This window comes from Mesorhizobium sp. Mes31, assembly GCF_024519675.1.
In the GTDB taxonomy this organism is placed as follows: Bacteria; Pseudomonadota; Alphaproteobacteria; order Rhizobiales; family Rhizobiaceae; genus Mesorhizobium.
In genome coordinates, this window is record NZ_JALJRL010000035.1 from 1 (window position 1) to 24,630 (window position 24,630).

Genomic DNA, 24,630 nt, shown 5'->3' on the forward strand with positions numbered 1-24,630 from the left:
AGATCACCGGCATGGCGAGACAGATGGTGTCGACCACGTTCGCGCCGTACGAGATATTCATCGTCGCCGGAGCGATCTATCTATCGCTGACGTCGATTGCCGTAAAAGCCATGCAGTTGCTGGAGCGGCGACTGTCGACTGACGGTCATCCGGTGCATCGACGAAAGCCGCGCTTGTGCCCGGCCTTGCCTGATCACGAGATCACGACGCCGCCCCTGCCCTGACGCCGCGGCTTTTGAACTGCCCTTTCCATCCAAACCAACGAAGAGGTGCATCATGCGCATACCCCTGGCTATTGCTGTTTCTATCGCATCCCTGATGTCGGCATTCCCGGCCAGCGCCGAAAGCGAGCGCGTCATTTCGATCGCCTCCGAAGGCGCTTCGCCGCCCTGGGACGGCACCGACGCGAACGGTCAACTCTACGGTTACGATATCGATGTTGGACAGGAACTCTGCCGTCGCATCGAGATCAAATGTACCTTCGTCCCGCAGGATTGGGACGGGATCATCCCGGCACTGCTTGTCGGCAAGTTCGACGTCATCATGTCCGGCATGGCGATCACGGAGAAACGCAAGCAGTCAATCGCGTTCTCGATCCCCTACGCCGCCGGCTTCAACCAGTTCGTGGTGCGCAAGGACCTGGGTCTCGACGCCGGCGACATCAAGGAAAAGGTCAACCTCTCGACCATCGGGGACAAGGAGAAGGCGACTATCGCACGCCTCAGATCGACACTCGCCGGCAAGGCGATCGGGGCCTTGCGCTCGTCGAATTCGGAAGCAGTCGTGAAGGAAATCCTGGGCGATGTCGTGACCATTCGCAGTTATGACAGCCTGGACAACATGAAGCTCGATCTTGCCGCAGGTCGCATCGACGGCGGCCTCGCCGACTATTTCACCTGGCGGGATTTCCTGGAGACGCCTGCCGGCTCGGATGTGGTGTTTTTCGGCCCTGAACTGAAAGGCGGGCTCTGGGGGCCGGGCGTCGGCGCCGGGATGCGCAAGGACGATGCCGAGTTGCTCGCCAAGTTCAACGCGGCCATCGACGCGGCCACCAAGGATGGGACGATCAAGGCGCTGAGCCTGAAATGGTTCAAAAGCGATATCTCACCGGCCGTCTCCCAATAGGTGGCAACCGACTTCGACATTTGACGTGGCGCTGGCCGGAACGCCAGCGCCCTCCCCTCCTTCAAGGCGAGCCCCATGAAAGAACAGTTCTGCGCGGTCGTTACCGGCCAATCCCTGATCAAGCACGACATCCGTGACGTCAAAGACCAACGTTTCATCGCGGTCACGGACTTCCTGCGCCAAGGCGACGTCGTCTTCACCAACTTCGAGTCGACAATTCTCGGCAAGCACGGCGGGTGGCCGACCAAGGGCAAATACTTCGGATATTCCAGGGCTGAAGTGCTGGACGCATTGCAGGCCATCGGTTTCAACGCGCTTGCGCTCGCAAACAACCACGCGTTCGATCTCGGCGCCGGCGGTATCCTCTCGACGCTGGAGGAAGTGGAAGCGCGCGGTTTCCTGCACGCCGGCATCGGGGCCGACGAGACGGACGCGAGGAAACCGGGCCGCCGCCGGCTGGGCGCGCGCGAGGTCGCGCTTCTTGCGATGGATGCAGGCCCCGGCCCGACCAACATGTACGCCGAAGACCGCACGGCCTTCCGCCCGGCTCGGCCCGGCGTCAATCGTCTGAACACCGTTCGCAAGATCGGGGTGCCGGACGGACATTTCCGCAGGCTGGCAAGACTGGGCGCTCATTTGCAGAGCTCCCCCTTTGAACTGACCAACTATGCGCAACCGGAGGACCCGGTACAGGTGGCGGCTGGCACGGAGATCAATTTCTACGGCACTGTGTTCACGCAAGCCGCCGACTTCGGCCGTCTGATCGAAGTCGATCAGCGGAGCGCGAGTGTCCAACTGGCCGCCATCCGGCATGCTGCGGCACAAGACGATTTCGTCATTGCCTATCTGCACCACCATCATTGGGAACCAGGTTGGCAGGACGTGCCGCGCTGGGTGCAGACCTTTGCTCGGATGTGCATCGACGCCGGCGCGAACCTGTTCGTCAGCCACGGCGCTCCGGTGCTGCAGGCGGTGGAAATCTACAATGGCTCGCCGATCTTCTACGGCCTCGGAAATTTCCTTTTCCACGTCCACCCCGACGAAACCGAATGGGATCCACCGGAAGTCTGGCAGAGCATCGTCGCCGCGTGCCGCTATGATGCGGGCGGACACCTTGCAGAAATAGATCTCCTGCCCGTCGTGGTCGGGGCGGAAGCCCAGTCTCTCGGATCGGCAACGGGCAGATTGGTGCCCGTCGCCGTCACTGGGAGCACGGCGCGAGAGATACTCGAGGGATTCGGGTCCCGATCGCGGGCGTTCGGCGTGGAAATCGAAGTGTCCTCGACTTGCGGCCGCATCGCCCTGCCCGCTGCACGAAAATTCGGCTGACGGGCCCGACCTGCCGTCAGACGGTCCTGCATTCGGCCGGCGCGGATTCGCCGGCCGTTTCGCTATTCGCCTTTGTGTCTGGCAGCGCCAGTTCTTCTCCTAACGCTGAGATCAGGGACGAGACGCGACCGCGCACACGCGGCGGAAGTTTCACTAGCCCCTCGATCAGGCGCCGACCCTCCGCGCTGGCAATGAAATCCAGGCGCTCATCGACTGGCAGGGGCGGCGCCTCGACGCTCGTCTCATCGTTTCCCGGCAAGCCTTCAAAGAAGCGGCCGACAGGAACGCCGAGGGAGCTGGCGATCTCGTAGAGCATCGACGCGCTCACGCGGTTCCTTGCGTTCTCGTATTTCTGGAGCTGCTGGAAACTGATGCCGATCGACCGGGCGAGCTGGCCCTGAGACACGTCCGACTGGACGCGAACGCTCGCGATCTGCCTGCCGACATGCTGGTCGGCGGGATGAGGGTCACTGTCGATCTTTGGCTTCGGCGCCGTCCGAAGGAGGACGGGGCGTTGCGGTTTCAACAAGGCCTTCGATGCTCCACTAGTCAGCCGGATAGAGAGTTTGCCGCGTACGCTCCGGGTTTTTCGCGTCAATTTTATCTGAAGTCGAATCGCCATTTAATATACCTTATAGGGTGTAAAATAACCCTATAGGTGGCAAACAATATCGGCCTGCCGATTGTGGACTCATGGTCAGTCCACGACAGATTCGAGCCGCACGGGCTTTGCTTGGTTGGTCGCAGCAGGAGCTTGCTGACAAAGCAATTGTATCGCTGAATGCGCTGGCCCGGTTGGAAAACGGCAAGGTGGATTCCCGGATCAGCACTTTGCAGGCGATTGAGGCGGCTCTGACAAAAGCGGGCGTCGAATTCTTGTCCGCTGGCCAAAAGGGTGAAGGCTTACGGCTGTTAGATCCTCATGCTTGAATGTCCAGTTAGCGGAAACACACGATCCAACTACATGAAGGGATTAGATAATCCGGACTGCTTTTCTATAAATTTGCCGATTGGCCCAACCCGTATGGAAATACCTGGTTCGGCTTCGTTTGCTGGCTAATGCGAATACATCCCCCAAGGCCGATCGGATCTGTGGCCTAGGAAACTCAGCATCGTCCTTCGAAAACTGCTGTCCCTGCAAACAGCCCTTGCGGGACGGAAGGCAAAGTCGTGGTATCGTCGGAATCAGCCATGACCCGAACTCCTGACAGCTTGGTTGTGGTCAGACCGATCAGAGTGGCTCCCGCACTCTGACCGGCCGCAGCACGCGCGATGCATGTGCATTGCACGTGCTTAGTTATGCATTTTTCGACGCCAGATTCAAGCCGAAAAGCGACAATGACAAAAAAGCCATTCACAACGCGTTTAGATCCATCTGTGCTAGCTCTGGCTGAACAACTCGCAGCGTCCGAACGTCGTTCGGTAACCGCTGTCATTGAACTCGCATTAATCGAGTATGCAGAACGTCGTGGTGTTAAAGCGCGTGATGCCGAAAACGGCGGATAGCTGCATCGCGATGCACACATTGAACGGCCGAAATTGGGCCGGAAGCGGTCTGGCTGCTTTGGAGGTGATACGGGCGATTTCGGTCGGCAAGTCGGCATGTATGACGTGCCGTGTGGTCATTCGAACCGACTGTCGCGATCGCGATCCATTTCATCCCATTGTCTGACACTTTCCTCGAGCCGAGGCCCGGCCTCGCGCGCCCAGGCCTGGGCGCGTGGATGGCTGCTTTGTAGCATGGCAGCGACCAGCGGCCGACGGCGCACAAATCGGAGCGAGAATGGTCCCCATCCGGCGCCAGTGAAGAACCTACGCTCGAACGCCCGTAGGATTGGACCCGGATCGGTGGCGATGTTGATCAGGGCCAAAGCAACCGCCGACCAGCGAAGCGCCCCGCTCACATCGTCCTTGACCATGTATCTAACGACATGGGCTACCTTGAGCGCTCGCGCCTGCGGGTCCTGCGCAACCCATTCCAGCAACGTTTCGACACCGGCCTCGGGTTCGAGCATGTCGTCATCACCTTGGTCCGCAAGCTGGCCGAAGAAGCGCTGGATGAGATGCTCATTTGCTGATTTCTCGACAATCTCCTCGCAGACGATTAACGGGTATTGCGCCATGATCAGTGTCGCCAACTCTCTAAAGTCGCGATGACTGACGTAGTTGTTGCCGGCGTTCTCGCAAATCGCGATGCAGATCGTGCGGGCGAGCACCGGATTGTCGCCTGCGCTGAACACGACCTTGGCGATTCCAGTGATGTCGTGATCCTGCTGGCGAAACTCATGCGTGTAGATGCGCGCATCGCCCAGCATCTCGCGGCCGACTTCGATTAGGGCCGGATCGATCGGCACCTTATCGCCGCGATCCCCGAATAAGCGCATATGCAGGATCTGTAGTGCGGGGACGAGCCCAGCATCATTTGCGAACAATTCCCGCAAGAATCGCGCAAGGACGGTGCCCGGCAACGGTTTGGTCACACTGCCCATCATGAGCTGCGAGAAGCGATCGACGGCGATCACGCCTCGTGAAAGCGCGGTCCTAAACCGCTCGACCGCAGACGCGTCGAGCGGCACAGCATTGTGCAAGGTTACGAGATACTCGCTCAGCGCCGGATCGGTAACGATTGCATCAAGCTTGCGCTCAACCCAGTCGCGATGCCGAACCCCTGCCCCCTCCAGCAGGCCCCCCAACAGTCCCGGATGGCCTCGATCATTAAGGACGAATCGCGCGTAAGCCATGTCCCAAAGCGCGTCGAGGTCAGTTGCTGATCGCGAAAGGCCGACCATGAACGACCACACGCTGTTGGTGCCGCTAGCAGCGGCCGCACGGTCGAGATAGGGCGCCAGTGCCACACCCCGTCGCATGATCGCACGCCCGACAGCCCTAGAAAGGGCGCTCGCATGTCGCACCATCTTGCGATCGTTTCCATTTGGGTGCCAGTGTCGCCAAGGCTCGCCTAAGACGAACGTTTCGAAAAAGTCGTCGATCGACTTCGGACGAAAATCACGCTCCAGCGCGATCAGTTTCTCAAGTTTCGTCGTGGCCGATGTATCCTGGGGCGCAGGGCGCGGCATGAGAGAGAGCGTGTCATTGATCGCCCGCCAGCCGAGCTCCCAATAACCGGCACCGCGAACTGCGCGCATAATGTCCAGCGTCTTGTCATCGATCGAGCTGTCATAATGTTCGCGAAAATGGTCAGCGATCACGTCCCGGGCTCGCCCGGCTTCAGCGCGTCCACTCTCGGCGATCATTATTAACCTGTCATAGGCTGCATCGAACCAAGTCTGATATGCTGCGCCATTGTTCGGCCGCCATTCCTTGAGCCGAGCTTTGGCGCCGAACTCGAGATTGAGCGACGAGCTAAAATGACTGGCATCGAGCATATGATCGAGCGCTTCAACCCCAAGCGCTCGGATGCGGTCGTCGGGGTCGCTCAGCATTCGATCTATTCTGCTCAGCCGGGTAGCCTGATCGGCTAGAGTAAGGGATAGGATTGGCCAAAACCGCTCAAGTAAGTGCGGGCGCGCCTTGAGTTCATCACGGGTGTCACGGTCGGCAAGCGTGAAGGCGGTGAGCACATCGATCACGCGGCCGAATAGGCGCGGTTCGTAGGCTATGTGAACAAGCAATTGGCTAAGGTCCCGGCGATGTTCGTCCGGTTCGAGCAAGCGGTCGCAGTCGCCGCTCGAAAGCGCCCGTTCGATCGCGCTCAATGCTGCTTCGGGCGCTGCAGGGGCAGCGTGGATAAAGGCGCGATGCCTAAGCCGATCCATCGCTACCGGATGTCCGAGCGGTCCTCCTGCCGCGAAAAAACGCTCAGCAATGGCAATTGCAGCAGGCTCATCATGCAATTGCCCAATGCGCCGTGCAAAGGAGGCGAACAACCGCACCGGGCCGCTGACAAACGTTGCGACGAGCACATCGGGATCGCTACGGCGAATACAGGGCCCCGCCAGCATATTGGCGAGCGGCGGTGGCATAAACGCGCGCTGTGGTCCGCGCTGCTGCACTACACCCCAGTCAAGGAAGGTCGCGATCGTGCGGAAAAACCGCTTGGGGGTGACGTCAGCTACATTTGCCAGCACGGGGTACTCGACGACGTGCCCATCCCCAGCGTTGGCGTAGAAGGCGTGGACAAGCGAGGCTGCCTCTGCACAGTCTCGCGCTTTGGAGTCGCGTTCCTGGCGACCGGTCTGAAACAGCCGTTCGAGCAACTCGCTATCCTTCAGTTTAGAGAGGTCAATGCCCTCGCCGCCGGCTTCTGCAATCTTAAGTGCAATCCGAGCATTGCCACCGGAAAATTCAGCGAGGTGCCGGCGTTCCCCATCGCTCAGCTTTGGAAAGCGCTGCTTGAGCACACCGTCCAGGATTTCCTCGCTGTTGCCGCCGAGTGTCACAAGCGATCCGGCGGGCTGCTCGCTAAGAACATCATAGTCAATCGTCAGTAGGCTCGCCCGGCTGTTCCGGCGCCGCACGATCTCGGCGAGTTGGCCATGGGTGCGTTGTGTGCAGTTGTCGACCACCACTACGGCTTCGACACCGGCGACAGCGATCTGCTCCGCCATCAGGGCGGCGCTCACGGTGAGGTCAAGGCCAGCATCGCCATAGACCGCTCGCTCCGTTGGTAAGACCGCACCGCCGTCGAGGCGATCGTCGAAAAGCGCCTCGGCAAGGCGTGTCTTGCCCATCCCCGACAGACCGATCAGACGCACAACCCCACCAGGGCGGGAAAGTGTCTCGCGCATCTTTGTGACGGCGTCGCACATCGGCAACTCGCGACCGTCAATCGACGCGCGTGCCGTGTCGTCCAACAGGTAAGGCTTGCCCGGACTGTCGGGGGCTGACCAAGCGCCGTATCCACGCCATCCTGCCAATGGTCGTCCGACCTGCTCAAGCAACCATAACGCGACGCCCACGCGCTGGTTGGACCAGCGTGCGATCTTGTCGGCGCCGTAGAACTCGAGCGCGATTTGATCTGAGTCCGCAACATCGGCTATCGCATCGCGCATCGCAGCGATCCGCGCGTCGTGGCGAGACTTGGAGGGGTCATCGCTTGAGAATACGATATATGCGCCTCCGATGGCCGCCAGTTCGGCGAAGATTGGGCGCGCAACACCCTCGGGGCGCATTTCGTGGATGAGCTTTGCCGGTCCCATCACCTCGGCCTTGGACTGGAAGTAAATCGTGCGCCGGGGGAGCCAGCCCTCAGGGTTGGGAGCTCCATTCCAAGCGATGGAACCGTCAACACCACCATCGCCAGCTGTTTGGTTTCCTGCTACTCCAATTGCTGACAGCGGAATATTGCCGGCTCGCGCCTCCGCCTCCAGCAATCGACGGAGCAGTTGACGTAACTGCTCATCCTCAACGCTTGCGATCATCTCCTTGGAGATCTCGAATACGGCCATATGTCGTTGCTCGGTTGAGAATCAGCTGTTTACAGGACAATCATTCTAGTGGATTTGCCTAGAAGTTTCTGATGTAGGCTACACTCTACGGCGTTGTTACAGGCTGCTGCAGGTATTTTGCGGCAGCGATGTTGACAGACTGAGTTTAGACCGATCACAGGGGTCATGCATGGTACAAAGGCTTGCCCGTCGAATCCCAAACGCAGAAGACGTTCTCGAACTCGAACCTGAGGAACTCGGTGGCGTTATCCTGCGTGCGATCGTTGAGGACGGTGGTGACGTCCACCTGCACAACTTCATCAACGGCCTTCGGCAGATGGAGCAAGTGTATCCGAGGTCTTTCACCAATCAGCTTGAAGAGGCGATAGCAGAAGCGTGGAGCTGGATGGAGGCGCAGAGTCTTGTCGCGTCAAGAGGCGACAGCTGGCAGTTCGTTACCCGCCGGGGCAGAGCAGTCGCGAGCCGAGAGGCCTTCGCTGATTTTCGGAAAGCCAGCCTCCTTCCACGAGAATTGCTTCATACTTCGTTGGCCGGCAGTACATGGAGGAACTTCATCAGGGGCAACTACGACACTGCGGTCTTCGAGGCGTTCAAGGCAGTAGAGGAAGCGGTGCGCGAGGCCGGCGACTTTTCCGCGCGCGATATCGGCACTGATCTCATGCGGCAAGCCTTTCACCCGGAGACTGGCCCTCTGACGGACATGACCTTGGTTCCAGCGGAGCGCCAGGCGCTTTCGGCACTCTTCTCAGGCGCCATTGGTTCTTACAAGAACCCCGTTAGCCATCGAACTGTGGCGCTGGAGGACGCGACGGAGGCCGGCGAGATGCTGATTCTGGCTGGCCATTTGCTGCGCATCGTTGAGGCAAGAAAGATCATGCGTCTAGGCCGGCAGGCTGAAGCTGCCGACGCATGAAGCCGAGGGTTTGACCGGCAAAAGAAACCGCTGCTCACCAATGCGCGCGTCGGGACAATGGCGCGGCTCTGTGGCGGTCTGCAGCTGCTAGAACTAGCCCTCGAAGACTTGAACGTCCGCCATGAGACGCATTGCGGTCCGGCAGCATTTGGGCCGTAACCAGACGATCTGGTTTCAGCCTGATAGAGTAAAAAGCTGTCCCTTCCCCGTGACCTCATTGCCATCTCTCCACCGCTGGGTTGAATCTCCCAGAAGCTGTCACTCGAGTCAGGGGAGAGGGACAACGCGCATGTCGACGTTGTGGTCTCCCGTTCGTGGGCGTGTCTCCTGGCGCATGCTGCAGGTCCAGAAGCATGAGCTGCGTCTAGGAGGCGGTTCTCGTCACCCGATGAGGCTACAATCGTCCACCGCATAATATCGGGCGGGCAGCCGCGGAACTCGGACCTTCAGAAAACGGACCTTGGTCAGTCTGGGCTCATCAGGTCTGCGGAAGTCTTTCCAGCCAACCACCCTCGAAACCCGCCCGTTGCAGGCCATCGCGGATGTACGGACACGAGCACATCAACCGCCATACTAGTCCGCTGCGTACGTTCTCAATCATCAATACGACGGGGCCTTCATCCAAGCCGAAATGCCAAGGTGAAACCCACCAACCGAACACCCCTTTGGCCTTGCCCTGCGGGTGCGTCGGATTGAAGGACGACGCGAAACCGTACGTTCTGGTGGACTTGAGCTTGGCCTGATGGATCCAGAAGGCGATTGTCGGCAGCACGATTTCCGGAGCAAACGGCAACGAGGTGACGGCGGCCCATGGCGCGAGCGTCCCGTCGTCGGGACCAAACGGCACGCCACGCGCGGCATAGTCGAGGAACCGGCGTTCGATGCCTTTCAATTTGAGCGTTGAGGGGCCGGGGCCGTCACTCGCGGTAATGCCCCAGCAATGTTCTCCATAGCCATCGAAGCCGCGTGGATTTTCAAGGGCGTAGCGGTGCTGGACAAGGGTGGCGCGTCGACTGTTCTCGAAGTAGTCGCTTCCCTTGTCGCGCATGTAGGCATCCTGCAGACCCCGAAGATCGATCCACAGATGCGAAAATTGATGGATGAACAGCGGTCCCGCATAGACATAATCGTAGCCGTAGAAATTCTGCCATCGGAAGGTAGCGGTCCAGGCCGTGTAACTGCTCGAAGGCAGAGGATGGGTCGGCGAGCCGAGGCCCAGGACATACAGCAGAAGGGCTTCGTCGTAACCTTCCCAGCGATACTTTAGGAAGCCGGTCTCGGGGGTCCAGCCGTGGGAAACGGTCGTTCCTTTGTTTTGCGCCCAGCACCAGTCGGCCCGACAATAGAGCGCATCCGCCAAGGTGCGGATCTCTCTTTCGCCCTTCGTGTTCCCGTCGAAGAATGCGGCGGCGGCCAGCCCTCCCGCCAACAGCAAGGTGCTGTCGATGGTCGACAGTTCGCAGCGCCAGGCCCGCCGACCGGTGTGCATGTCGAGGAAATGATAGTAGAAGCCGCGATATCCCGTGGCGTCCGGCTCTGGACCCTGAGGGCTGTTCCAGAAGAAGCGTAGCGTGGCTAGCGTCCGCTCCACGGCGGCTTTCCGGCTCATGAAGCCACGCTTGACCCCGACTGGATAGCATCCCAGCGCAAGACCGGTGGCGGCGATGCTTGCGGGCCAGTCGGCTTCGGTCTTGTCGCGAATGAGACCGTTGGCGGGGTTAGCCTCGTGGATGAAGTAGTCGAATGTCTCCCGCTGCAGAATCTCCAGATCGTCTTGCATGGCGGTGGTGTTCACGATGCGATCGGTTTCGGCAGAATATGATCGCATCGCTGTGTCTTCCGGGATCGGCAGTTCATTACATCTATTGCTCTCATCTGCCTTCATCCCAGCTCAGTTCAAGTGAGCAGGCGCTCAAGCACCAATCGCCGATATCGTAGCTTGGCCGCCGCTGACCTCCTTTGAGGTAAATCAATACCTGCCGGGGTCACTATGGTGTGTAGAAAAGAAGGAGTTAAGGTGACCAAGGGGCTGCCGCCGGACGCGCATAGTTACGCTCCCATTGGCAGAGCTACCATAGCCTCAAACCCGGTCCCGTGCCCGGTGATGGGCGAGCGCAGCACGAGCGATCCGCCAGCACGCTCGGCTATGGTCCTCACGATGGCGAGGCCCAGTCCACTGCCTTCACCCGATATTGCAGCGCGCTCGAAACGTGACGTCAGCCGCGCGAGTATTTCGACCGGGATCACTGGTCCCTCATTGGTGACGAGAAGCCGTCCGTCCGCCCCCAGCGTGATTGCGACCGGAGTATCGGGTTTGCCATGTCTCAGCGCATTTTCGATCAGGTTGCGACAAAGGATTCCGAAGGCATCAGGGTCGATATCCGACAACACAGGCTCCGATGGCAGGCTGAGATCCAGTCGCTTTGTCGCTCCGGCTCGCTCGAAATCGGCCACGATCAGCCGCAGGATCGGGCTCAGGTCGGCAGGCATGTCGCTCCTGAGCCGGCCGCCTTCAGCACGGGCCAGTTGCATCAGCTTCTCCGAGAGCCTGGCCAGCCGTTTGAGCGTCATCTCGATATCGGCGGCCCGCTGCGCGGCCTGTCGATCGGTCGTCTCGGCCTGCAACCGCTGGGCCTGGGCGATCGCCCCGGCGATGGGGTTTCGCAGCTCATGGGCGGCGTTCGCGGTGAAACTGCGTTCGGCTTCGAACGCTTCCTTCAAACGAAGCAGCAACTGGTTTGCCGCTGCCGCAATGGGTGCGACTTCGCCTGGAAGACCGGTCTCCTGGACTGCCGACAAGTCCTGAGCGTTGCGTGCGGCGAGGTCAGTTCCCAACCTTCGTACCGACCGGAAGCTCAGCCGGACGGCACCGAAAATCGCGACAAGGCTGAGTGGGATCATGATCAGCAGCGGCAATGCGAGTGCGCCCTGCATTTTACGCGCGACCGTCGCTCGGTGCTCGAGGGGTTCGGCTACCGCGATCGTGACCGTCTCCTGCAAAGCCGCATCGTAATAAAGCCGGTGCGTGGCGGAGTCGCGGAAGCCCATGCCCTGATAGGGCGGAAAGACGGACTCGTCGGCGTCGTGTGATTTGAGAAGCACGCGGCCTTGGGCGTCGCGAACGACGTAGGTGAAATACTCATTGTGCCGGCGCAGTGTCGCGATCCGCTGCGTAAGCCCCTGTTCCTCGCGACCAACAATATCTAGTACCGCGAGCGGCAGGATGCGTTGCGCCGTCTCCTCCAGTGCCGAGTCGAAAACCTCGTTCATTTCATTGCGAAGGATGTTCGCGGTGATGGTCGCAGCGGTTATCCAGAAAAGCGTTACGCCTAGTCCGATGGCGAGCGCGAGCCGGACCTCGAGCGAGCGGGGAGCCTTCATGCCGTTCCCAACCGATAGCCAAGGCCGCGTTCTGTCTTGATGATGTTGTGGCCGAGCTTCTTGCGGAGCCGGCTTACATGCACCTCGATGGTGTTGCTCTCCACCTCGGTGCCGAAAGAATAAAGTCGCTCTTCCAGCTGCGCTTTGGCGAGGAGCTGCCCCGGCCGCTGCACGAAGGCTTCAAAAAGCGCCCATTCGCGAGCTGTAAGCGGTACGGCACGGCCGTCCTTGTGCACGGACCGGGCGGCAAGGTCGATGTCCAGTGGGCCGAGCGTCACGATCGGGTTTGGATTGCCGGTATAACGCCGTGCCACCGAGCCGATGCGCGCCGACAGTTCCGCCAGGTCGAAGGGCTTGACGATGTAGTCGTCGGCTCCGGCATTGAGCCCCTCGATCCGGTCCGACACCTGGTCAAGCGCCGTCAGTATGATGACGGGGCTGGCGTCTCCCTTCGCTCGCAAGGACCGAAGAAAGGGGATGCCGCGACCATCGGGCAGCATCAGGTCTAGAAGGATGAGGTCATAGGCGGCGACGGCCAGCGCCTCGCGCGCCTCATCGAGGCGCGTGAACCAGTCTATCGAATGGCCGTCCGCTCGGACTTGATCGCGGACGGCGGCGCCTAACACGGTATCGTCTTCGATAAAGAGGATGCGCATGCCTGTTGGTTCCGCCCCTGTCTGTGCCATCCGTCGTTTCATTCCAGGCTGAAGGAAACCTGAAGCAGCGGCCGCGCTGGCTTCAGGCGGCCGTCAGCTTTAGGGTGCAGGAAATGCCCGCGCGCCCCATTTAGGAGTTTGAGCCATGAGGCATGGCCTGACAATGCTGACGCTTCTAGCCTCGCTCGGCGGAGTCGGCGCGGCAATGGCCGATGAAGGCTGCGGCGTGCCGATGACGGATTGGCAGCCTCGCGAATCCGTCCAGCGGATGGCCCAGAAGCAGGGATGGACCGTCCGTCGGATCAAGATCGACGATGGCTGCTACGAAATCCGCGGTCTGGACGCCTCCGGGCGGCCTGTCGAAGCCATCGTCGATCCTGCTACGCTCAAGGTCGTTTCACTCGAATACAAGGACGACGATCGCGGTGAGGCAGGCCCCAGCGCGCCGAATGGAGCCATTCCGAAGAATGGTGTCGCGGTGCCCGGCCCGGTGCCGACGCCGACGGAAGATTGATGGTCCAAGCCTGAGACTGCGTGCTTCCTTACGTGTAGCTGAAGCGAATTTCTCGCATTCGTCAGCAAGCGCTCAGGATAGGCGGCAATCCTTCTCCCATCGACAACATGGGAGACCTAGCATGAAACTCACACTTGCCCTTCTTGCCGCGACTGCCATCGGCTCGGTTGTAACCATCGCGGCGGCCGCGACCGTTGGACCGTTCGCCGGCAACATGTTCAGCCACGTCGCTGACAAGGTTGCGGAAGTTGCCGATCGCGGCGCGACCATCCTGGCCAGCGATGACGATGATGAAGATCATGAGTACCGAAAGCACGGCCGCACCGACGACGATGGTGAAGACGATGACGACGACGATGCCGGGGCGGCCTCGAACCCGGCACCGGCAGGCACCGTTGCGCCGCCTGTGAACGGGTTGTTCGGCGACGGTCCGGGTCCGCGGGTCAAGGTAAACTGACGCATATACCGGCCTGATTGATCTGCTTGCGACCCTGCCCCGATGCCCGGTGGCGGGGTCGCGCTTTCAGGGACCTTCTGCCAGCTGTGAAGCTGACGGCAAGCTGAAGCGAAAAGGCCCGCACCGTCAGGAAAGTATCAGCTGGAAGCGGCATTTTCCCATCATCGCAATCCTTGATGGAGAACGCATCATGAAATCTCTTCTGGTCGCCCTTGCCCTCACCACGGCACTTACCCTTCCCAGCATGGCTCTCGCGCGCCCCGTGACGCTGACGACCAATCTGACGAACTACGGCGGCAACGGTGCCTACCTCGCTCTCTACGTCACGGATGCAAAAGGAGCCTATGCCGGCAGTTTGTGGATGGCCGGCGGTAAGTCGAAGTATCACCAGCACCTGAGTGACTGGTACCGCGCCACCGGAGGCAATTCGGCCGAGATCAACGGGATCACGGGGGCAAGCGTCGGCGCGGGGCGGACGCTCTCCATCACCCTTGACCTGGCCGACACGCTCTTCGATGCCGGCTATGCGCTGCACATTGACGCCGCCGCAGAGGACATGCGCGACAGCCCCTCGGAAATTGTCGTGCCGGTCACTGCCGCGGGTGCGGGCAAGGCTACCGCCGGCCGTCACTACATAGCGAACTTTGCCTACGACATGTGAGATCGAGCGAAAGAGAACGGCATGATCCGCTCTTTACACAGGCTGCCGGGCCTTGTCGCCGCGGCTCTGATTGTGGTGCTCGCCTTGAGCGGCGCGGCGTTGTCGGTCCTGCCGGCAGTCGAAGTTGTGGCAACGCCCGCCCAGCAAGAGGCTGACCTAAGCGTCGCCGAGCTCGCCGCCAAAGTTGCGGCCGCTTACCCCAGCGTTGAACAGATCAAGCGGGCACCCTCGGGCAGGATTACCGCCTGGTATCGCGAAGGCGATAGTGCCGGCGCAGCCATTATCGATCCCGCCACCGGCCGGGGTGTCGGAGCTGCCGAAAAGTCTGCGTTCGAACGCTGGTTGACGAACCTTCACCGGTCGCTCTTCCTCGATGATGCCGGTCGGTTTGTGGCCGCCGCTGGGGCGGCGGCGATGCTTGCCCTCACGGTTTCCGGCCTCCTGCTGGTGGCGCGCCGCACAGGCGGCTGGCGGCGATTCTTCTCGCCGCTGAGGGGACCATTCTGGGGGAGGCTGCACGTGGAGATCGCGCGCATTTCCGCAGCTGGGCTCTTGTTGTCCTCAGTGACCGCACTCTGGATGACAGCTTCCACCTTCGAGCTCCTCCCCGAAGGACCGGGCGCACCACCGATGCCGACCTCCGTCTCCGGGCGGACCGCCTATCCGGCTGCGCAGATGGCTGTGCTGCGCCAGACGCCGGCGTCGAGCTTGCGCGAACTGACTTTCCCTTACCCGGGCGACCCAAAGGATGTCCTCACGCTGAAGACGGGTGCAGGCCAAGGCTATATCGACCAGGGAACCGGCGTCCTCCTTGCCTGGGCCGACCTGGGCGTCTGGGACTGGATCACCGAGACGATTTACATGCTTCACACCGGCCGCGGGGCTGCTGCGCTGGGCATCGTTCTGGGCTTCATGGCGCTAGGCGTGCCCGTCATGGCGGGGACTGGCGTCTTCCTGTGGACCATCGGACGGCGCGGGCGGCCGCGCATCAAGGCCAATGCAGCACCCGGACAGGCTGACACGGTCCTTCTGGTTGGCAGCGAGGGCGGGAGCACCTGGGGGTTCGCAGCCACGCTGCATGCCGCGCTCACCGCGGCCGGGCAGAAGGTTCATGTGACGCCGATGTCGGCTTTCTCACCCTCCTGCTACAGCCGCGCGGCGCGGGTCGTCGTGCTCGCCGCAACCTATGGCGACGGCGCAGCGCCTGGATCGGCCAGGGGGTTCCTCGATCGTCTCGCCTCGTTGCCCGCGTCGCCCAGCTTTCCGCTCGCCATCGTCGGATTCGGCGACCGGCAGTTTCGCGACTTCTGCGGCTATGCACACAACGTCGTGCGTGCGGCCGAAGCAAAGGGCTGGGTTCAGCTTCTGCCGCTGGATGTGGTCGACCGCCAATCCCCCCAGGACTTCGCTCGTTGGGGCCATGCCTTCGGCCGGGTGCTGGGGATTGAATTGGTGCTCAACCACCAACCCAAACCGCCCCGGTCGCGCGCGCTCACCCTGGTCTCGCGACGCGACTATGGAGCAGAGGTGCAGGCACCGACTGCGATCCTGCGTTTTGCACTGCCTCGCGCGACGCTTTGGCAGCGGCTGACCGGGCGCGGCATGCCGCCCTTTGCCGCGGGAGACCTTCTCGGCATTCTGCCGCAAGGTTCGACACTTCCGCGCTTCTATTCGCTTGCATCGGGCAGCCGCGATGGCTTCACGGAGATCTGCGTTCGCAAGCATCCGGGTGGTCTCTGCTCGGGCCAGCTGATGGACCTTCAGCCCGGACAGACCGTCGCCGCCTTCATCCGTCGCAATCGGGAATTCCAACCGCGGCGCGGAAGAACTCCCGTCGTGCTCATTGGTGCGGGCACGGGCATCGCGCCGCTGGCGGGTTTTGCGCGGGCCAACATCAAAGCCCGCGCGATGCATCTCTACTTCGGAGCCCGCCATCCAGAGAGCGACCTTCTCTACGGCGAGGAGCTGGCGCGATGGCAGGCCGAAGGACGGCTAGCCTCGGTCACGACTGCTTTCTCGCGTACAGCTGCCAGGGCCTATGTGCAGGACGCGCTGCGCCGCGACGGCACGCGCCTGGCGCGGCTGATCGCCGAGGGGGCGCAGGTGATGGTGTGCGGAGGTCGCGAGATGGCCACCGGCGTCGCCTGCGCACTGGCCGACATCCTTGCCCCGGCTGGCTTGACCCCTGCACTGCTGAAAGCCGAGGGGCGTTATGTCGAAGACGTTTACTGATCTTACCCGCCACGCGCTGAACGGACCAACCATGGGTACCCGGTGGTCGGCGCTGTTCCACATGCCGAGGAGTTTTGATGCGCGGCCAGTGGCGGCGGCGCTGGCGGCGGCGACGGCCAAGGTGGATGGGCAGATGTCGACCTGGAAGCCGGACAGCGACCTGATGCGTCTCAACTCCGCTGGACAAGGAGTCTGGGTCGAAGTGCCTGACGAGTTGGCGCAGGTGCTGTCCATCGGTCTGCATGTCGGAATGCTTTCTGGCGGGGCCTTCGACATCGGCATGGGCGACGCGGTTGCTGCATGGGGATTTGGGCCTGCCCCGGCCGACCCGACGGGTATCCGCACCGCACTCGCAGCCCATCGTCAGCCCGCGCACGAGGTGCTGGAGGTCGACGCCGTGGGTCGCCGTGTTCGAAAGCATGCGCGGATGGCCCTTGATCTGTCCGGCATCGCGAAGGGCTATGGCGTCGACCAGATGGCCAAGGTAATCGAGGCTTTTGGCATCCCAGGCGCGCTTGTCGGCATCGACGGCGACCTGCGCGCGCTCGGCCTGCAGCCAGATAGCAGCCCTTGGACAATTGCCGTTGAGCGGCCAGACCATGTCTGCCGCGCGCCATTTTCCGTCCTGGCGTTAGAAGATGCTGCGGTTGCTACTTCTGGCGACTATCGTCACTGGGTCGAAGTCGGCGGCCGGCGACTATCGCATACGATGGATCCCCGACGCGGCGGGCCGCTGGTTGCCTCGCCGGCCTCGGTAACCGTGGTGGCTGCAAGCTGCATGGAGGCCGATGCATGGGCGACCGCATTGACGGTCAAGGGCAGCTTGGAAGGCGCGGCGATGGCCCGTAGGATGGGATTGGACGCGCTTTTCCTCGACCGCGATGAAGGCGGATTGCGAGCGACGATCGTGGGACGGCTTTTCGCGCAGCAGCCGGCTGTAGAGCTTGCGCAGCATGAACTAGGGGAACTGAAGGGCAGATGAGCGGGGAAGGCAGCGAGAGGTTAAAGATAGCCATTCTGGCGGTTGCACTCTCTGGACTGGCTGCGGGTATTGGTCTGAGGGTCGCCGGGAAGATTGAACTCGCCGACATGGTGTGGGTGGCAGGCGTCATTCCTGTCCTGGCGGCGCTCATCGTCGAGATTGTTCGAAGCCTGTGGAGGGGCGAGGTCGGCCTCGACATTGTGGCGGCCCTGTCCATGTCGGCCGCGCTCGTCTTCGGCGAGACGCTCGCAGCGGCCGTCGTCGCTCTCATGTATTCGGGAGGCACATTCCTCGAGAGCTTTGCCGAAGGCCGCGCCCGCCGCGAGATGCGCGACCTCCTCGCGCGCGTCCCGCGTACGGCGACCCGGCACCGTGACGGCGCATTGGATGAGGTTCCACTCGATCAAATCGTACCCGGCGATCTTCTCCTGATTCGGCAGGGAGATGTAGCGCCCGTCGACGGAAACATCGAAAGCGAGCGCGCCGTGCTCGACCAGTCGGCCATGACGGGTGAATCGATGCCTGTGAAACTGATGCGCGGCCAAGAGGTTATGAGCGGCTCGACCAATGCAGGCGAAGTCTTTGACCTGCGAGCCACCCGCCGTGCCGCGGAAAGCACCTATGCCGGGATTGTCCGTCTGGTGGCCGAGGCGCAGCGCTCGAAGGCCCCGATGTCGCGACTGGCGGACCGCTACTCGGTCCTGTTCCTCATAATCACCGTCGCACTTGCGACGGCGGCGTGGTGGCTGACCGGCGACCCAATTCGGGCCGTGGCCGTACTCGTCGTGGCCACGCCGTGTCCGCTCATCCTCGCAGTTCCTGTCGCTCTTGTCGCAGGGCTGTCGCGAGCGGCGCATTTCGGGGTGCTGATCAAGGGCGCGAAACCACTTGAGGCGCTTGCGCAAGTGCGAACGCTGATCCTCGACAAGACCGGCACGCTGACGGACGGACGCCCACAGATCGTGTCGATAGATACGTGCGCGGACGTGCCGCCTGATGAGGTGCTTTACCTGGCCGCGGCAGCCGACCAGGCTTCGAAGCATCCCATGGCGCAAGCGATCGTTGCCTCGGCACGCGCGCGAGACATGGCATTGCCGGTGCCGACCGATATCGAAGAGATCCCGGGGGAGGGTGTCGCGGCGCGGGTGGATGGCCGTTCCGTTGTCGTGGGCGGGACAGGCTTCGTGACGCGCCACATCGGAAGGGGCAGGACGCGCGATCATGGGGCGGAAGCCGGTTTTGTGCTTGTCGCCGTCGCGGTGGACGGCCGACTTGTCGGAAATCTGGTCCTTGCGGATGCCTTGCGTTCGGAGACCGCTGAGTTCCTTGCCGGCATTCGCCGCCATGGCATCGGGCGGATACTGCTTGCCACCGGAGATAGGCGTGCCGTCGCCGAGGCGGTGACCGACGGGCTCGGCCTCGATGGCGTTCGGGCCGAACTGACGCCAGACCAGAAGGTGCTTCTGGTGCTGACGGAACGCAAGAACGGGCTGGTAATGATGGTCGGCGACGGCGTGAACGATGCTCCGGCACTGGCCGCTGCCGATATCGGCGTGGCTATGGGAGCCCGTGGGGCGGCCGCTTCCGCCGAGGCTGCAGACGTCGTTCTGCTGGTTGACGATCTTGGTCGGCTGCTTTCGGGACTGGAAGTGGCCAGCCGATCGCGCCGGATCGCACTGGAAAGTGTCGTGGCAGGAATTGGCCTTTCGGTGGCCGGTATGATTGCGGCTGCACTTGGCTATCTCACGCCAGTACAGGGTGCACTCCTGCAGGAGGCAATCGATGTCGCGGTCATCCTGAACGCGCTGCGCGCGCTTCGAATATCGCCAAGGAACGGGCCGGCCTGGGGGCACGATCGCACATCAGTTGAAGACTATGGTGCTCAATGATCGGGCTATCCCACTCAGAAATGCATTTGGTGCATCGCATCGGTTGGCTGCACCGCTTCCTCGGGGCATCAATGAGGAGACCGTCTCGACCGCCGGCCTCGTAGTCGCCGCAGCCACAGCGGCGTGCGGTGGCGGCGTGGTAGTGATGGCCGGCACGATTTTCGGCGTGACGGCGCAGTGGCCTCCATTCGGTCAAACGCTGAGTGGCTCGGTACGAAATTCAAGTCGGAGAGCGTTTTCCGTCGGTGTTCGTTTGAGGTCTGGCTAGGCGACGAAGCGGACCACGCCGCCTTCCACGCGCAGCGCCGCACCAGTCGTTGCGGAGGCCTGCTCCGAGCAGGCATAGACGATCATGTTGGCGACCTCGTCGGTCGTGGCGAAGCGCTGGATGAGCGTAGTCGGGCGCATCGCCTTCAGGAAGCCCTGCTCGGCTTCCTCCTGCGTGACTCCGTTCGCCTCGGCCTGCTTCGCCATGAAGTCGCCCAGGATTTCGGACCGGGTCGGCCCCGGCAGGACGGCGTTGACAGTGACGCCCGTGCCCGCGACCGCCTCGGCAAGCCCACGCGAGACCGCCAGCTGCGCGGTCTTGGTCATGCCGTAGTCGAGCATCTCCTTGGGGATGTTGACTGCGGATTCGCTACTGACGAACACGACACGGCCCCAGCCTTTCCTCACCATGCGCGGCAGATAGTGGCGCGCCATGCGCACGCCGCTCATCACGTTCAACTGGAACAGTCCGAGCCAGTCCTCATCGGGGATTTTCGCGATGTCCTCGATGCCGTTGTAGTCGCGGATGTGCGCCGTCCCCACGTTGTTAACGAGGACGTCGGCGTCGGGCGCCTGCGCGAAGACGGTCTCGGCGCCCGCCGCCGTCGACAGATCGGCGGCGACACCGGAAATGTCGCTGTCCGGAAAGGCTTGTCGCATCTGCCGCACCGCTTCATCGACGCGGACGCGTCCACGGCCGTTGATGACGACCGATGCGCCGGCACGCGCCAGTCCTTCCGCGGTGGCGCGGCCGATGCCAGCCGTTGAGCCCGTAACGATCGCCTTGCGACCCTTGAGTTCGATATTCATGTGATTCATCTCCGATTGTATTTGGGCCGCTAGCCCTGGGGTCAGAACAGGCGCGTTATCCTGCCATCTGGGCGACTTCCGCCTCCGCGGCGCGAGCGAGGCTTTCTACCCATAACTGGTTATAGCGGAAGAGCGCGCCGGGATTCCTGCGCCCGAGCTCCTCAAGGAACCAGGGACCCTGCTGCGTCTCCTCGGTCAGCACATGACAGCCGTCGGCCGTGGGCGTAATCACCCAGCCGTGGTAGGCGCTCGAACCTGTCTCGTCACCGTCGACGGTCGTTGCCCAGGCGAGCCTGCGGTCAGGCACACATTCCATCACGACAAGGCTCATCGGATAGCCGACCGTCACCCGGCTGTATCGCGTCCCGAGTGCCAGTTCTCGCCCGCCGCTTAGGATTTTAACCTGATCTTCGGCAGGAAAATAACGCGACCAGTTCTCGGCATCGACGAGCAGCTTCCAGACCATTTCGGGCGGAGCTTTCACGTCGATGTCATTGAGCGCGTAGATGGCCGAGATTTTTGGGTCGTACCGTTCGGGCCAGATTACACGGTCATACATTGTTCACGACGCCTTCTTGAACAGATCCTGGAAGATGAGAGGCGCCCAACTCTTGTCCCGTGCCTGCACGAGCAATCCTCCCTCCGCTAGCCTTCCCAGCCAGACCGGCGCGAATCCCAGTTGTTCGGCCAGGGCGCGCACAGGGGTGGCTGCCGCGTCATCGTCGCTCGAAACGAAAATGACCCGACGACCTCGATCGACGGCGGGGTCCGCGGCCAAGGTCGCTGCGGGCAGATGGTTGAACGCTTTGACCAGTCTTGCACCAGAGAAGGCCTGCGCAACGAACTTGGACGAAGGTTGTCCTCCCAGTTCCTCAGGGGGCACGCCGTAGGCATTAGTCACGTCGACGATGATCTTCCCCTGCCAGGTGGGAAGCGCCTTCGCGACATTCGGGTGCGACTCGAAACGGACAGCCAAAAAGATGATGTCCGCCTTGAGGGCCTCCGCCAATTCTTTGGGGATGATCGTGGGCCCGATCGCGGCCGCATCGGCTGCAAAGCTTTCGGGGTCGCGCGTTGTTGCAACGGTCACGTCGATGCCTTTGCGGGCAAACGACTTGGCCAAGGCCCGGCCGATATTGCCGAAGCCGATAATTGAATAGCTCATAATGCTTCTCCGATCTTGTTTGAACGCCGGGTCAGACCTGCGCCATGCCTCCGTCGACGGCGAGATCCACGCCAGTGATGAAAGAACTTTCATCGGAGGCGAGGAACGTGACGGCAGCCGCGATTTCCTCTGGTTTGCCCCTGCGACCCATTGGGATCTGTGACGCAAACTGGGCGGCCGCTTGCTCGGCTTGCTCAGGGGTAAGGCCAGTCGTTGTCTCTAAGGCCGGCGTCTCGATTGGTCCGGGACTCATTGCATTGACGCGGATTTTGCGGTCTTTGAGCTCCAGTGTCCAAGCGCGCGCGAAATTGCGTACAGCCGCCTTACTCGCGGCGTAGGTACTAAACCCCGGAAGCCCCAATACGTTCGACACTGAAGAGTTCAGGATGATCGAACCGCCGTCTTTGAACAGGGGAAGGGCCTTCTGCACCGTAAAGAACAGACCCCTCACGTTCACATCGAAGGTCTGATCGAAGTGGGCCTCAGTAGCTACTGCGAGCGGTGCGATTGTCCCCGCGCCCGCGTTCGCGAAGAGAATGTCGATGTGACCATGTTTCTCCTTCACGATGGCATAGAGCCGGTCCAGATCTTCCAAGAGCGACACGTCGCCCACGACCGCCGTCACGTTTCTCATGATGAAGGCCGCGGCCTCCTTCAACTCTTTCTCCCGTCGCCCGGTGATCACGACGTGCGCTCCTTCTTCTACGAAGCGCTTGGCTGTGGCCAATCCGATCCCGCTGCTTCCGCCCGTGATGACAGCAACCTTACCTTCAAGCTTTCCCATGACTTTTCCTTTCGTGGTGTCTCGACAGCGTCTGCCTCCGAGAACCTCGAAATGGGTCTGCCCGCGTCAGTTGTTGAGTGCTGAAGCGCGCACATCGGTGGTGCGAAATCGATCCGGCTGGACGACTGTCGTTGTCCGCCGTTCGGAATTGAGCCGCGCTCGTGGGAAATAGGCTATGATGACCGCAATCTGCTGTTCGATGTCCTGGAATGCGGGTTTGGAAGGCGCACCGCGCGGTGCAGGATTACACCATGATCGACTGGGATGACGTTCGCTACTTTCTTGCCGCCGCACGCGGAGGCTCGGTGCGTGCTGCCGCCGCGCACCTCGGGGTGAATCATTCAACCGTGCTGCGACGCATCGCCCAGCTCGAGGAACGCCTAGGGGCGCAGATGTTCGAAAAGCTGCCTTCCGGATACCGCCTGACGGCTGCAGGCGAGGAAGTCCTCGAGCTCGCGGAGCATATGGAAGCGTCGTCGCACCAACTGGAAACGCGCGTCTTGGGGCGCGACCAGAGCGTGCGCGGGCTTCTGCGCGTGACGCTGGCACCGACCCTCGCGACACACCTGCTCATGCCGGACTTCGCCGATTTCGCGCGTCTGCATCGCGACATCGAGATGGAAATCCTGTCGTCCGGCGAGCTGGCAAATCTGACCAACCGAGAGGCCGACGTAGCGATCCGCGTCGTCTACGACCGCAAGACCCTGCCGCTCAATCTTCACGGCCTGAAGGGACCGGAGCTGTTCGGAGGCATCTACATGTCACGCGATCGATTAGCCGCGTGGCGTGCGGGCGCGCCTGATCCCATCCGGTGGATCGTGATAAGCATTCATGGAATCCCGGACTGGGCCCACGAGGGTGAGGTTCGCACCGCCGAGGTTCCGTTCAGGGTCACAGATGCCGAGGCGCAGATCGTCGCGGTGCGGCAGGGGCTCGGGATGACGACCCTGCCGTGCTTCGTTGGCGATGCCGACCCCCTACTGGTGAGGGTGCCGGGCACCGACCTGCACATGTACGGAACGGTTTGGCTTCTCACACAGGGGGAGACACGCAAGACGAAGCGCGTGCGGCTCTTCACCGAATTCGTATCCCGCAGGCTCGCCGCGTACGCTCCGCTTCTCGCGGGGCTGTCCTTAGCGGGCGACTGACGCGCGGCAGGTCGCCGGAGACGCTTGCAGCGGAACAAGTGCCTGCAAGGGATACCTTCGAAGATTTTTCCACGCCGCGCCTGACTTATGGGCGCACGCAGCGAAAGTTGACGCGGCTCTCGCTGCAATTTGCGGATAGCGGCCATTGAGGAGCTGGGCAAGCTAAGGTAACCGTCGCGTGGCCGCCTTTTGGCGCGGAAACCACCGCTGCCACCTCGCCGCACAGATGTCCGCTTTTGGCTTGTTGCCAAGGTCGGCGGAACGGCCGAGATAGGCGCGAAGCAGCCATCCGCAATCCGGCGTGCCCCCACACCAACTGCTGGAAGCGTATAAAACATTTCAGGAAAAAGCCCATTCCTCATCGGTCGGCGCAACCAGCCCGTTCCGCAACCGGCTGTGAAGTTCATGCCATGACGGATCGGTCACGAAGCCTTTCATGCTTCCACATGCCTCGGCGAAGGAAATGTCACCCAAACAGTCAATAAGATCACTCACCCCGCCGATGCTGCCATTTAGGAACAGCTCCAGCGGATCATCATCACGCTCAATGACCCGATGTCCCCAAGCTCCCGGCACGTCGTCGGTTGCGAGGGCTTGCCGAAGATCCCCATCCACGCCTGCGGCCTCGAGCGCCCGGCAGACGACATAGCGCATCAGAGGGTAGTAGATCGGCTGATAGCTGCCTCCAAGCGCGCGCACGCCGGGCAGGATCGACAAAACCAGAAACATCAGCAGGAGATTTGGAACAAGGCTGCGGTTTGCCAGCCGCTCGAGGATGTCGGGGGCTGTGAAGCACGCCACCTTCATACCGGTCGCAGGATCGATGAGTTCGCTGGCGATCAGACGCAGCGGACGGCGTTTGCCATTTTCATAGAACCAGAAGAAATCAGTACCCCGAGCGAGCCAGCC

General features: G+C 61.8%; 21 protein-coding genes and 2 pseudogenes. 13 read left to right on the forward strand and 10 right to left on the reverse strand.

What is annotated here, in order from left to right:
* From NR193_RS32255 to NR193_RS32265, 3 genes and pseudogenes are all read left to right on the forward strand, one after another.
* Window positions 1-224 (forward strand): annotated as a pseudogene (locus NR193_RS32255) (ABC transporter permease); the annotation flags it as partial.
* Window positions 225-276: 52 nt separating this feature from the next.
* A complete protein-coding gene (locus NR193_RS32260) occupies window positions 277-1,125 on the forward strand; it encodes a transporter substrate-binding domain-containing protein (RefSeq protein ID WP_256754702.1) in 849 nt (282 codons plus the stop codon).
* A 75-nt stretch (window positions 1,126-1,200) separates the two neighbouring features.
* Window positions 1,201-2,454, forward strand: a complete 1,254-nt coding sequence (locus NR193_RS32265; protein WP_256754703.1) for a CapA family protein — start codon at window positions 1,201-1,203, stop codon at window positions 2,452-2,454.
* A gap of 16 nt (window positions 2,455-2,470) precedes the next feature.
* On the opposite strand, the gene NR193_RS32270 is transcribed toward NR193_RS32265, so the two are convergent.
* Entirely contained in the window at window positions 2,471-2,980 is a 510-nt protein-coding gene (locus NR193_RS32270; RefSeq protein WP_256754704.1) for a helix-turn-helix domain-containing protein, read from the reverse strand.
* 167 nt (window positions 2,981-3,147) lie between these two features.
* Here NR193_RS32270 and NR193_RS32275 point away from each other — a divergent pair, with 167 nt between their 5' ends.
* Together NR193_RS32275 and NR193_RS32280 are read left to right on the forward strand one after the other, a co-directional pair.
* Window positions 3,148-3,384 carry a helix-turn-helix domain-containing protein gene (locus tag NR193_RS32275; RefSeq protein ID WP_256754705.1) on the forward strand — a complete coding sequence of 79 codons (237 nt, stop codon included), beginning with the start codon at window positions 3,148-3,150 and terminating at the stop codon, window positions 3,382-3,384.
* A gap of 408 nt (window positions 3,385-3,792) precedes the next feature.
* A complete protein-coding gene (locus tag NR193_RS32280; protein ID WP_143019549.1) occupies window positions 3,793-3,960 on the forward strand; it encodes a ribbon-helix-helix protein, CopG family in 168 nt (55 codons plus the stop codon).
* A gap of 116 nt (window positions 3,961-4,076) precedes the next feature.
* On the opposite strand, the gene NR193_RS32285 is transcribed toward NR193_RS32280, so the two are convergent.
* The gene (locus tag NR193_RS32285; RefSeq protein WP_256754706.1) at window positions 4,077-7,862 is read right to left on the reverse strand and encodes a hypothetical protein; all 3,786 of its coding nucleotides are present in this window, start codon (window positions 7,860-7,862) and stop codon (window positions 4,077-4,079) included.
* Window positions 7,863-8,031: 169 nt separating this feature from the next.
* On the opposite strand from NR193_RS32285, the gene NR193_RS32290 reads away from it, so the two are divergent.
* On the forward strand, window positions 8,032-8,775 hold the full coding sequence (locus NR193_RS32290) for a TIGR02391 family protein (RefSeq protein ID WP_256754707.1): 744 nt from the start codon (window positions 8,032-8,034) through the stop codon (window positions 8,773-8,775).
* A gap of 478 nt (window positions 8,776-9,253) precedes the next feature.
* Here the strand turns inward: NR193_RS32290 and NR193_RS32295 are convergent, their stop codons facing one another.
* From NR193_RS32295 to NR193_RS32305, 3 genes are all read right to left on the reverse strand, one after another.
* Window positions 9,254-10,603, reverse strand: coding sequence for a glucoamylase family protein (locus tag NR193_RS32295; RefSeq protein WP_375162759.1), 1,350 nt, complete (start codon window positions 10,601-10,603; stop codon window positions 9,254-9,256).
* A 221-nt stretch (window positions 10,604-10,824) separates the two neighbouring features.
* A complete protein-coding gene (locus NR193_RS32300) occupies window positions 10,825-12,156 on the reverse strand; it encodes an ATP-binding protein (protein ID WP_256754708.1) in 1,332 nt (443 codons plus the stop codon).
* Window positions 12,153-12,812, reverse strand: coding sequence for a response regulator transcription factor (locus NR193_RS32305; RefSeq protein ID WP_256754709.1), 660 nt, complete (start codon window positions 12,810-12,812; stop codon window positions 12,153-12,155). Before NR193_RS32305 ends, NR193_RS32300 begins: the two co-directional genes overlap by 4 nt.
* A 145-nt stretch (window positions 12,813-12,957) precedes the next feature.
* Here NR193_RS32305 and NR193_RS32310 point away from each other — a divergent pair, with 145 nt between their 5' ends.
* The 6 genes from NR193_RS32310 (at window position 12,958) to NR193_RS32335 (ending at window position 19,547) form a co-directional block, all read left to right on the forward strand.
* Complete coding sequence (locus NR193_RS32310; protein ID WP_256754710.1) at window positions 12,958-13,326, forward strand: PepSY domain-containing protein; 369 nt, start codon at window positions 12,958-12,960, stop codon at window positions 13,324-13,326.
* A gap of 121 nt (window positions 13,327-13,447) precedes the next feature.
* The gene (locus NR193_RS32315; RefSeq protein WP_256754711.1) at window positions 13,448-13,783 is read left to right on the forward strand and encodes a hypothetical protein; all 336 of its coding nucleotides are present in this window, start codon (window positions 13,448-13,450) and stop codon (window positions 13,781-13,783) included.
* Window positions 13,784-13,973: 190 nt separating this feature from the next.
* Entirely contained in the window at window positions 13,974-14,444 is a 471-nt protein-coding gene (locus NR193_RS32320; RefSeq protein WP_256754712.1) for a DUF2271 domain-containing protein, read from the forward strand.
* A gap of 21 nt (window positions 14,445-14,465) precedes the next feature.
* Window positions 14,466-16,676, forward strand: coding sequence for a PepSY domain-containing protein (locus tag NR193_RS32325; RefSeq protein WP_256754713.1), 2,211 nt, complete (start codon window positions 14,466-14,468; stop codon window positions 16,674-16,676).
* Window positions 16,657-17,658, forward strand: a complete 1,002-nt coding sequence (locus NR193_RS32330) for an FAD:protein FMN transferase (protein WP_256754714.1) — start codon at window positions 16,657-16,659, stop codon at window positions 17,656-17,658. Before NR193_RS32325 ends, NR193_RS32330 begins: the two co-directional genes overlap by 20 nt.
* The gene (locus NR193_RS32335) at window positions 17,655-19,547 is read left to right on the forward strand and encodes a heavy metal translocating P-type ATPase (RefSeq protein ID WP_256754715.1); all 1,893 of its coding nucleotides are present in this window, start codon (window positions 17,655-17,657) and stop codon (window positions 19,545-19,547) included. The genes NR193_RS32330 and NR193_RS32335 overlap by 4 nt, the downstream gene beginning before the upstream one ends.
* 264 nt (window positions 19,548-19,811) lie before the next feature.
* On the opposite strand, the gene NR193_RS32340 is transcribed toward NR193_RS32335, so the two are convergent.
* From NR193_RS32340 to NR193_RS32355, 4 genes are read right to left on the reverse strand one after another with little or no spacing between them, the layout of a single operon-like run.
* Complete coding sequence (locus tag NR193_RS32340) at window positions 19,812-20,624, reverse strand: SDR family NAD(P)-dependent oxidoreductase (RefSeq protein ID WP_256754716.1); 813 nt, start codon at window positions 20,622-20,624, stop codon at window positions 19,812-19,814.
* Between the two features lie 55 nt (window positions 20,625-20,679).
* Window positions 20,680-21,183, reverse strand: coding sequence for an SRPBCC domain-containing protein (locus NR193_RS32345; RefSeq protein WP_256754717.1), 504 nt, complete (start codon window positions 21,181-21,183; stop codon window positions 20,680-20,682).
* Between the two features lie 3 nt (window positions 21,184-21,186).
* Window positions 21,187-21,789 (reverse strand): NADPH-dependent F420 reductase, encoded by a 603-nt coding sequence (locus NR193_RS32350; protein ID WP_256754718.1) that lies wholly within the window; start codon window positions 21,787-21,789, stop codon window positions 21,187-21,189.
* Between the two features lie 31 nt (window positions 21,790-21,820).
* A complete protein-coding gene (locus tag NR193_RS32355) occupies window positions 21,821-22,573 on the reverse strand; it encodes an SDR family NAD(P)-dependent oxidoreductase (RefSeq protein WP_256754719.1) in 753 nt (250 codons plus the stop codon).
* Between the two features lie 251 nt (window positions 22,574-22,824).
* Here NR193_RS32355 and NR193_RS32360 point away from each other — a divergent pair, with 251 nt between their 5' ends.
* Complete coding sequence (locus tag NR193_RS32360) at window positions 22,825-23,721, forward strand: LysR family transcriptional regulator (RefSeq protein WP_256754720.1); 897 nt, start codon at window positions 22,825-22,827, stop codon at window positions 23,719-23,721.
* A gap of 339 nt (window positions 23,722-24,060) precedes the next feature.
* Here NR193_RS32360 and NR193_RS32365 read toward each other — a convergent pair.
* Window positions 24,061-24,630, reverse strand: a pseudogene (locus NR193_RS32365) (hypothetical protein); the annotation flags it as partial.

Excerpts from the sequence above, each read along its gene's own strand:
- NR193_RS32260 (WP_256754702.1), top strand. The coding sequence starts at position 277 with ATGCGCATACCCCTGGCTATTGCTGTTTCTATCGCATCCCTGATGTCG.
- NR193_RS32265 (WP_256754703.1), top strand. The coding sequence starts at position 1,201 with ATGAAAGAACAGTTCTGCGCGGTCGTTACCGGCCAATCCCTGATCAAG.
- NR193_RS32275 (WP_256754705.1), top strand. The coding sequence starts at position 3,148 with ATGGTCAGTCCACGACAGATTCGAGCCGCACGGGCTTTGCTTGGTTGG.
- NR193_RS32280 (WP_143019549.1), top strand. The coding sequence starts at position 3,793 with ATGACAAAAAAGCCATTCACAACGCGTTTAGATCCATCTGTGCTAGCT.
- NR193_RS32285 (WP_256754706.1), bottom strand. The coding sequence starts at position 7,862 with ATGGCCGTATTCGAGATCTCCAAGGAGATGATCGCAAGCGTTGAGGAT.
- NR193_RS32290 (WP_256754707.1), top strand. The coding sequence starts at position 8,032 with ATGGTACAAAGGCTTGCCCGTCGAATCCCAAACGCAGAAGACGTTCTC.
- NR193_RS32295 (WP_375162759.1), bottom strand. The coding sequence starts at position 10,603 with ATGCGATCATATTCTGCCGAAACCGATCGCATCGTGAACACCACCGCC.
- NR193_RS32300 (WP_256754708.1), bottom strand. The coding sequence starts at position 12,156 with ATGAAGGCTCCCCGCTCGCTCGAGGTCCGGCTCGCGCTCGCCATCGGA.
- NR193_RS32305 (WP_256754709.1), bottom strand. The coding sequence starts at position 12,812 with ATGCGCATCCTCTTTATCGAAGACGATACCGTGTTAGGCGCCGCCGTC.
- NR193_RS32310 (WP_256754710.1), top strand. The coding sequence starts at position 12,958 with ATGAGGCATGGCCTGACAATGCTGACGCTTCTAGCCTCGCTCGGCGGA.
- NR193_RS32315 (WP_256754711.1), top strand. The coding sequence starts at position 13,448 with ATGAAACTCACACTTGCCCTTCTTGCCGCGACTGCCATCGGCTCGGTT.
- NR193_RS32320 (WP_256754712.1), top strand. The coding sequence starts at position 13,974 with ATGAAATCTCTTCTGGTCGCCCTTGCCCTCACCACGGCACTTACCCTT.
- NR193_RS32325 (WP_256754713.1), top strand. The coding sequence starts at position 14,466 with ATGATCCGCTCTTTACACAGGCTGCCGGGCCTTGTCGCCGCGGCTCTG.
- NR193_RS32330 (WP_256754714.1), top strand. The coding sequence starts at position 16,657 with ATGTCGAAGACGTTTACTGATCTTACCCGCCACGCGCTGAACGGACCA.
- NR193_RS32335 (WP_256754715.1), top strand. The coding sequence starts at position 17,655 with ATGAGCGGGGAAGGCAGCGAGAGGTTAAAGATAGCCATTCTGGCGGTT.
- NR193_RS32340 (WP_256754716.1), bottom strand. The coding sequence starts at position 20,624 with ATGAATATCGAACTCAAGGGTCGCAAGGCGATCGTTACGGGCTCAACG.
- NR193_RS32345 (WP_256754717.1), bottom strand. The coding sequence starts at position 21,183 with ATGTATGACCGTGTAATCTGGCCCGAACGGTACGACCCAAAAATCTCG.
- NR193_RS32350 (WP_256754718.1), bottom strand. The coding sequence starts at position 21,789 with ATGAGCTATTCAATTATCGGCTTCGGCAATATCGGCCGGGCCTTGGCC.
- NR193_RS32355 (WP_256754719.1), bottom strand. The coding sequence starts at position 22,573 with ATGGGAAAGCTTGAAGGTAAGGTTGCTGTCATCACGGGCGGAAGCAGC.
- NR193_RS32360 (WP_256754720.1), top strand. The coding sequence starts at position 22,825 with ATGATCGACTGGGATGACGTTCGCTACTTTCTTGCCGCCGCACGCGGA.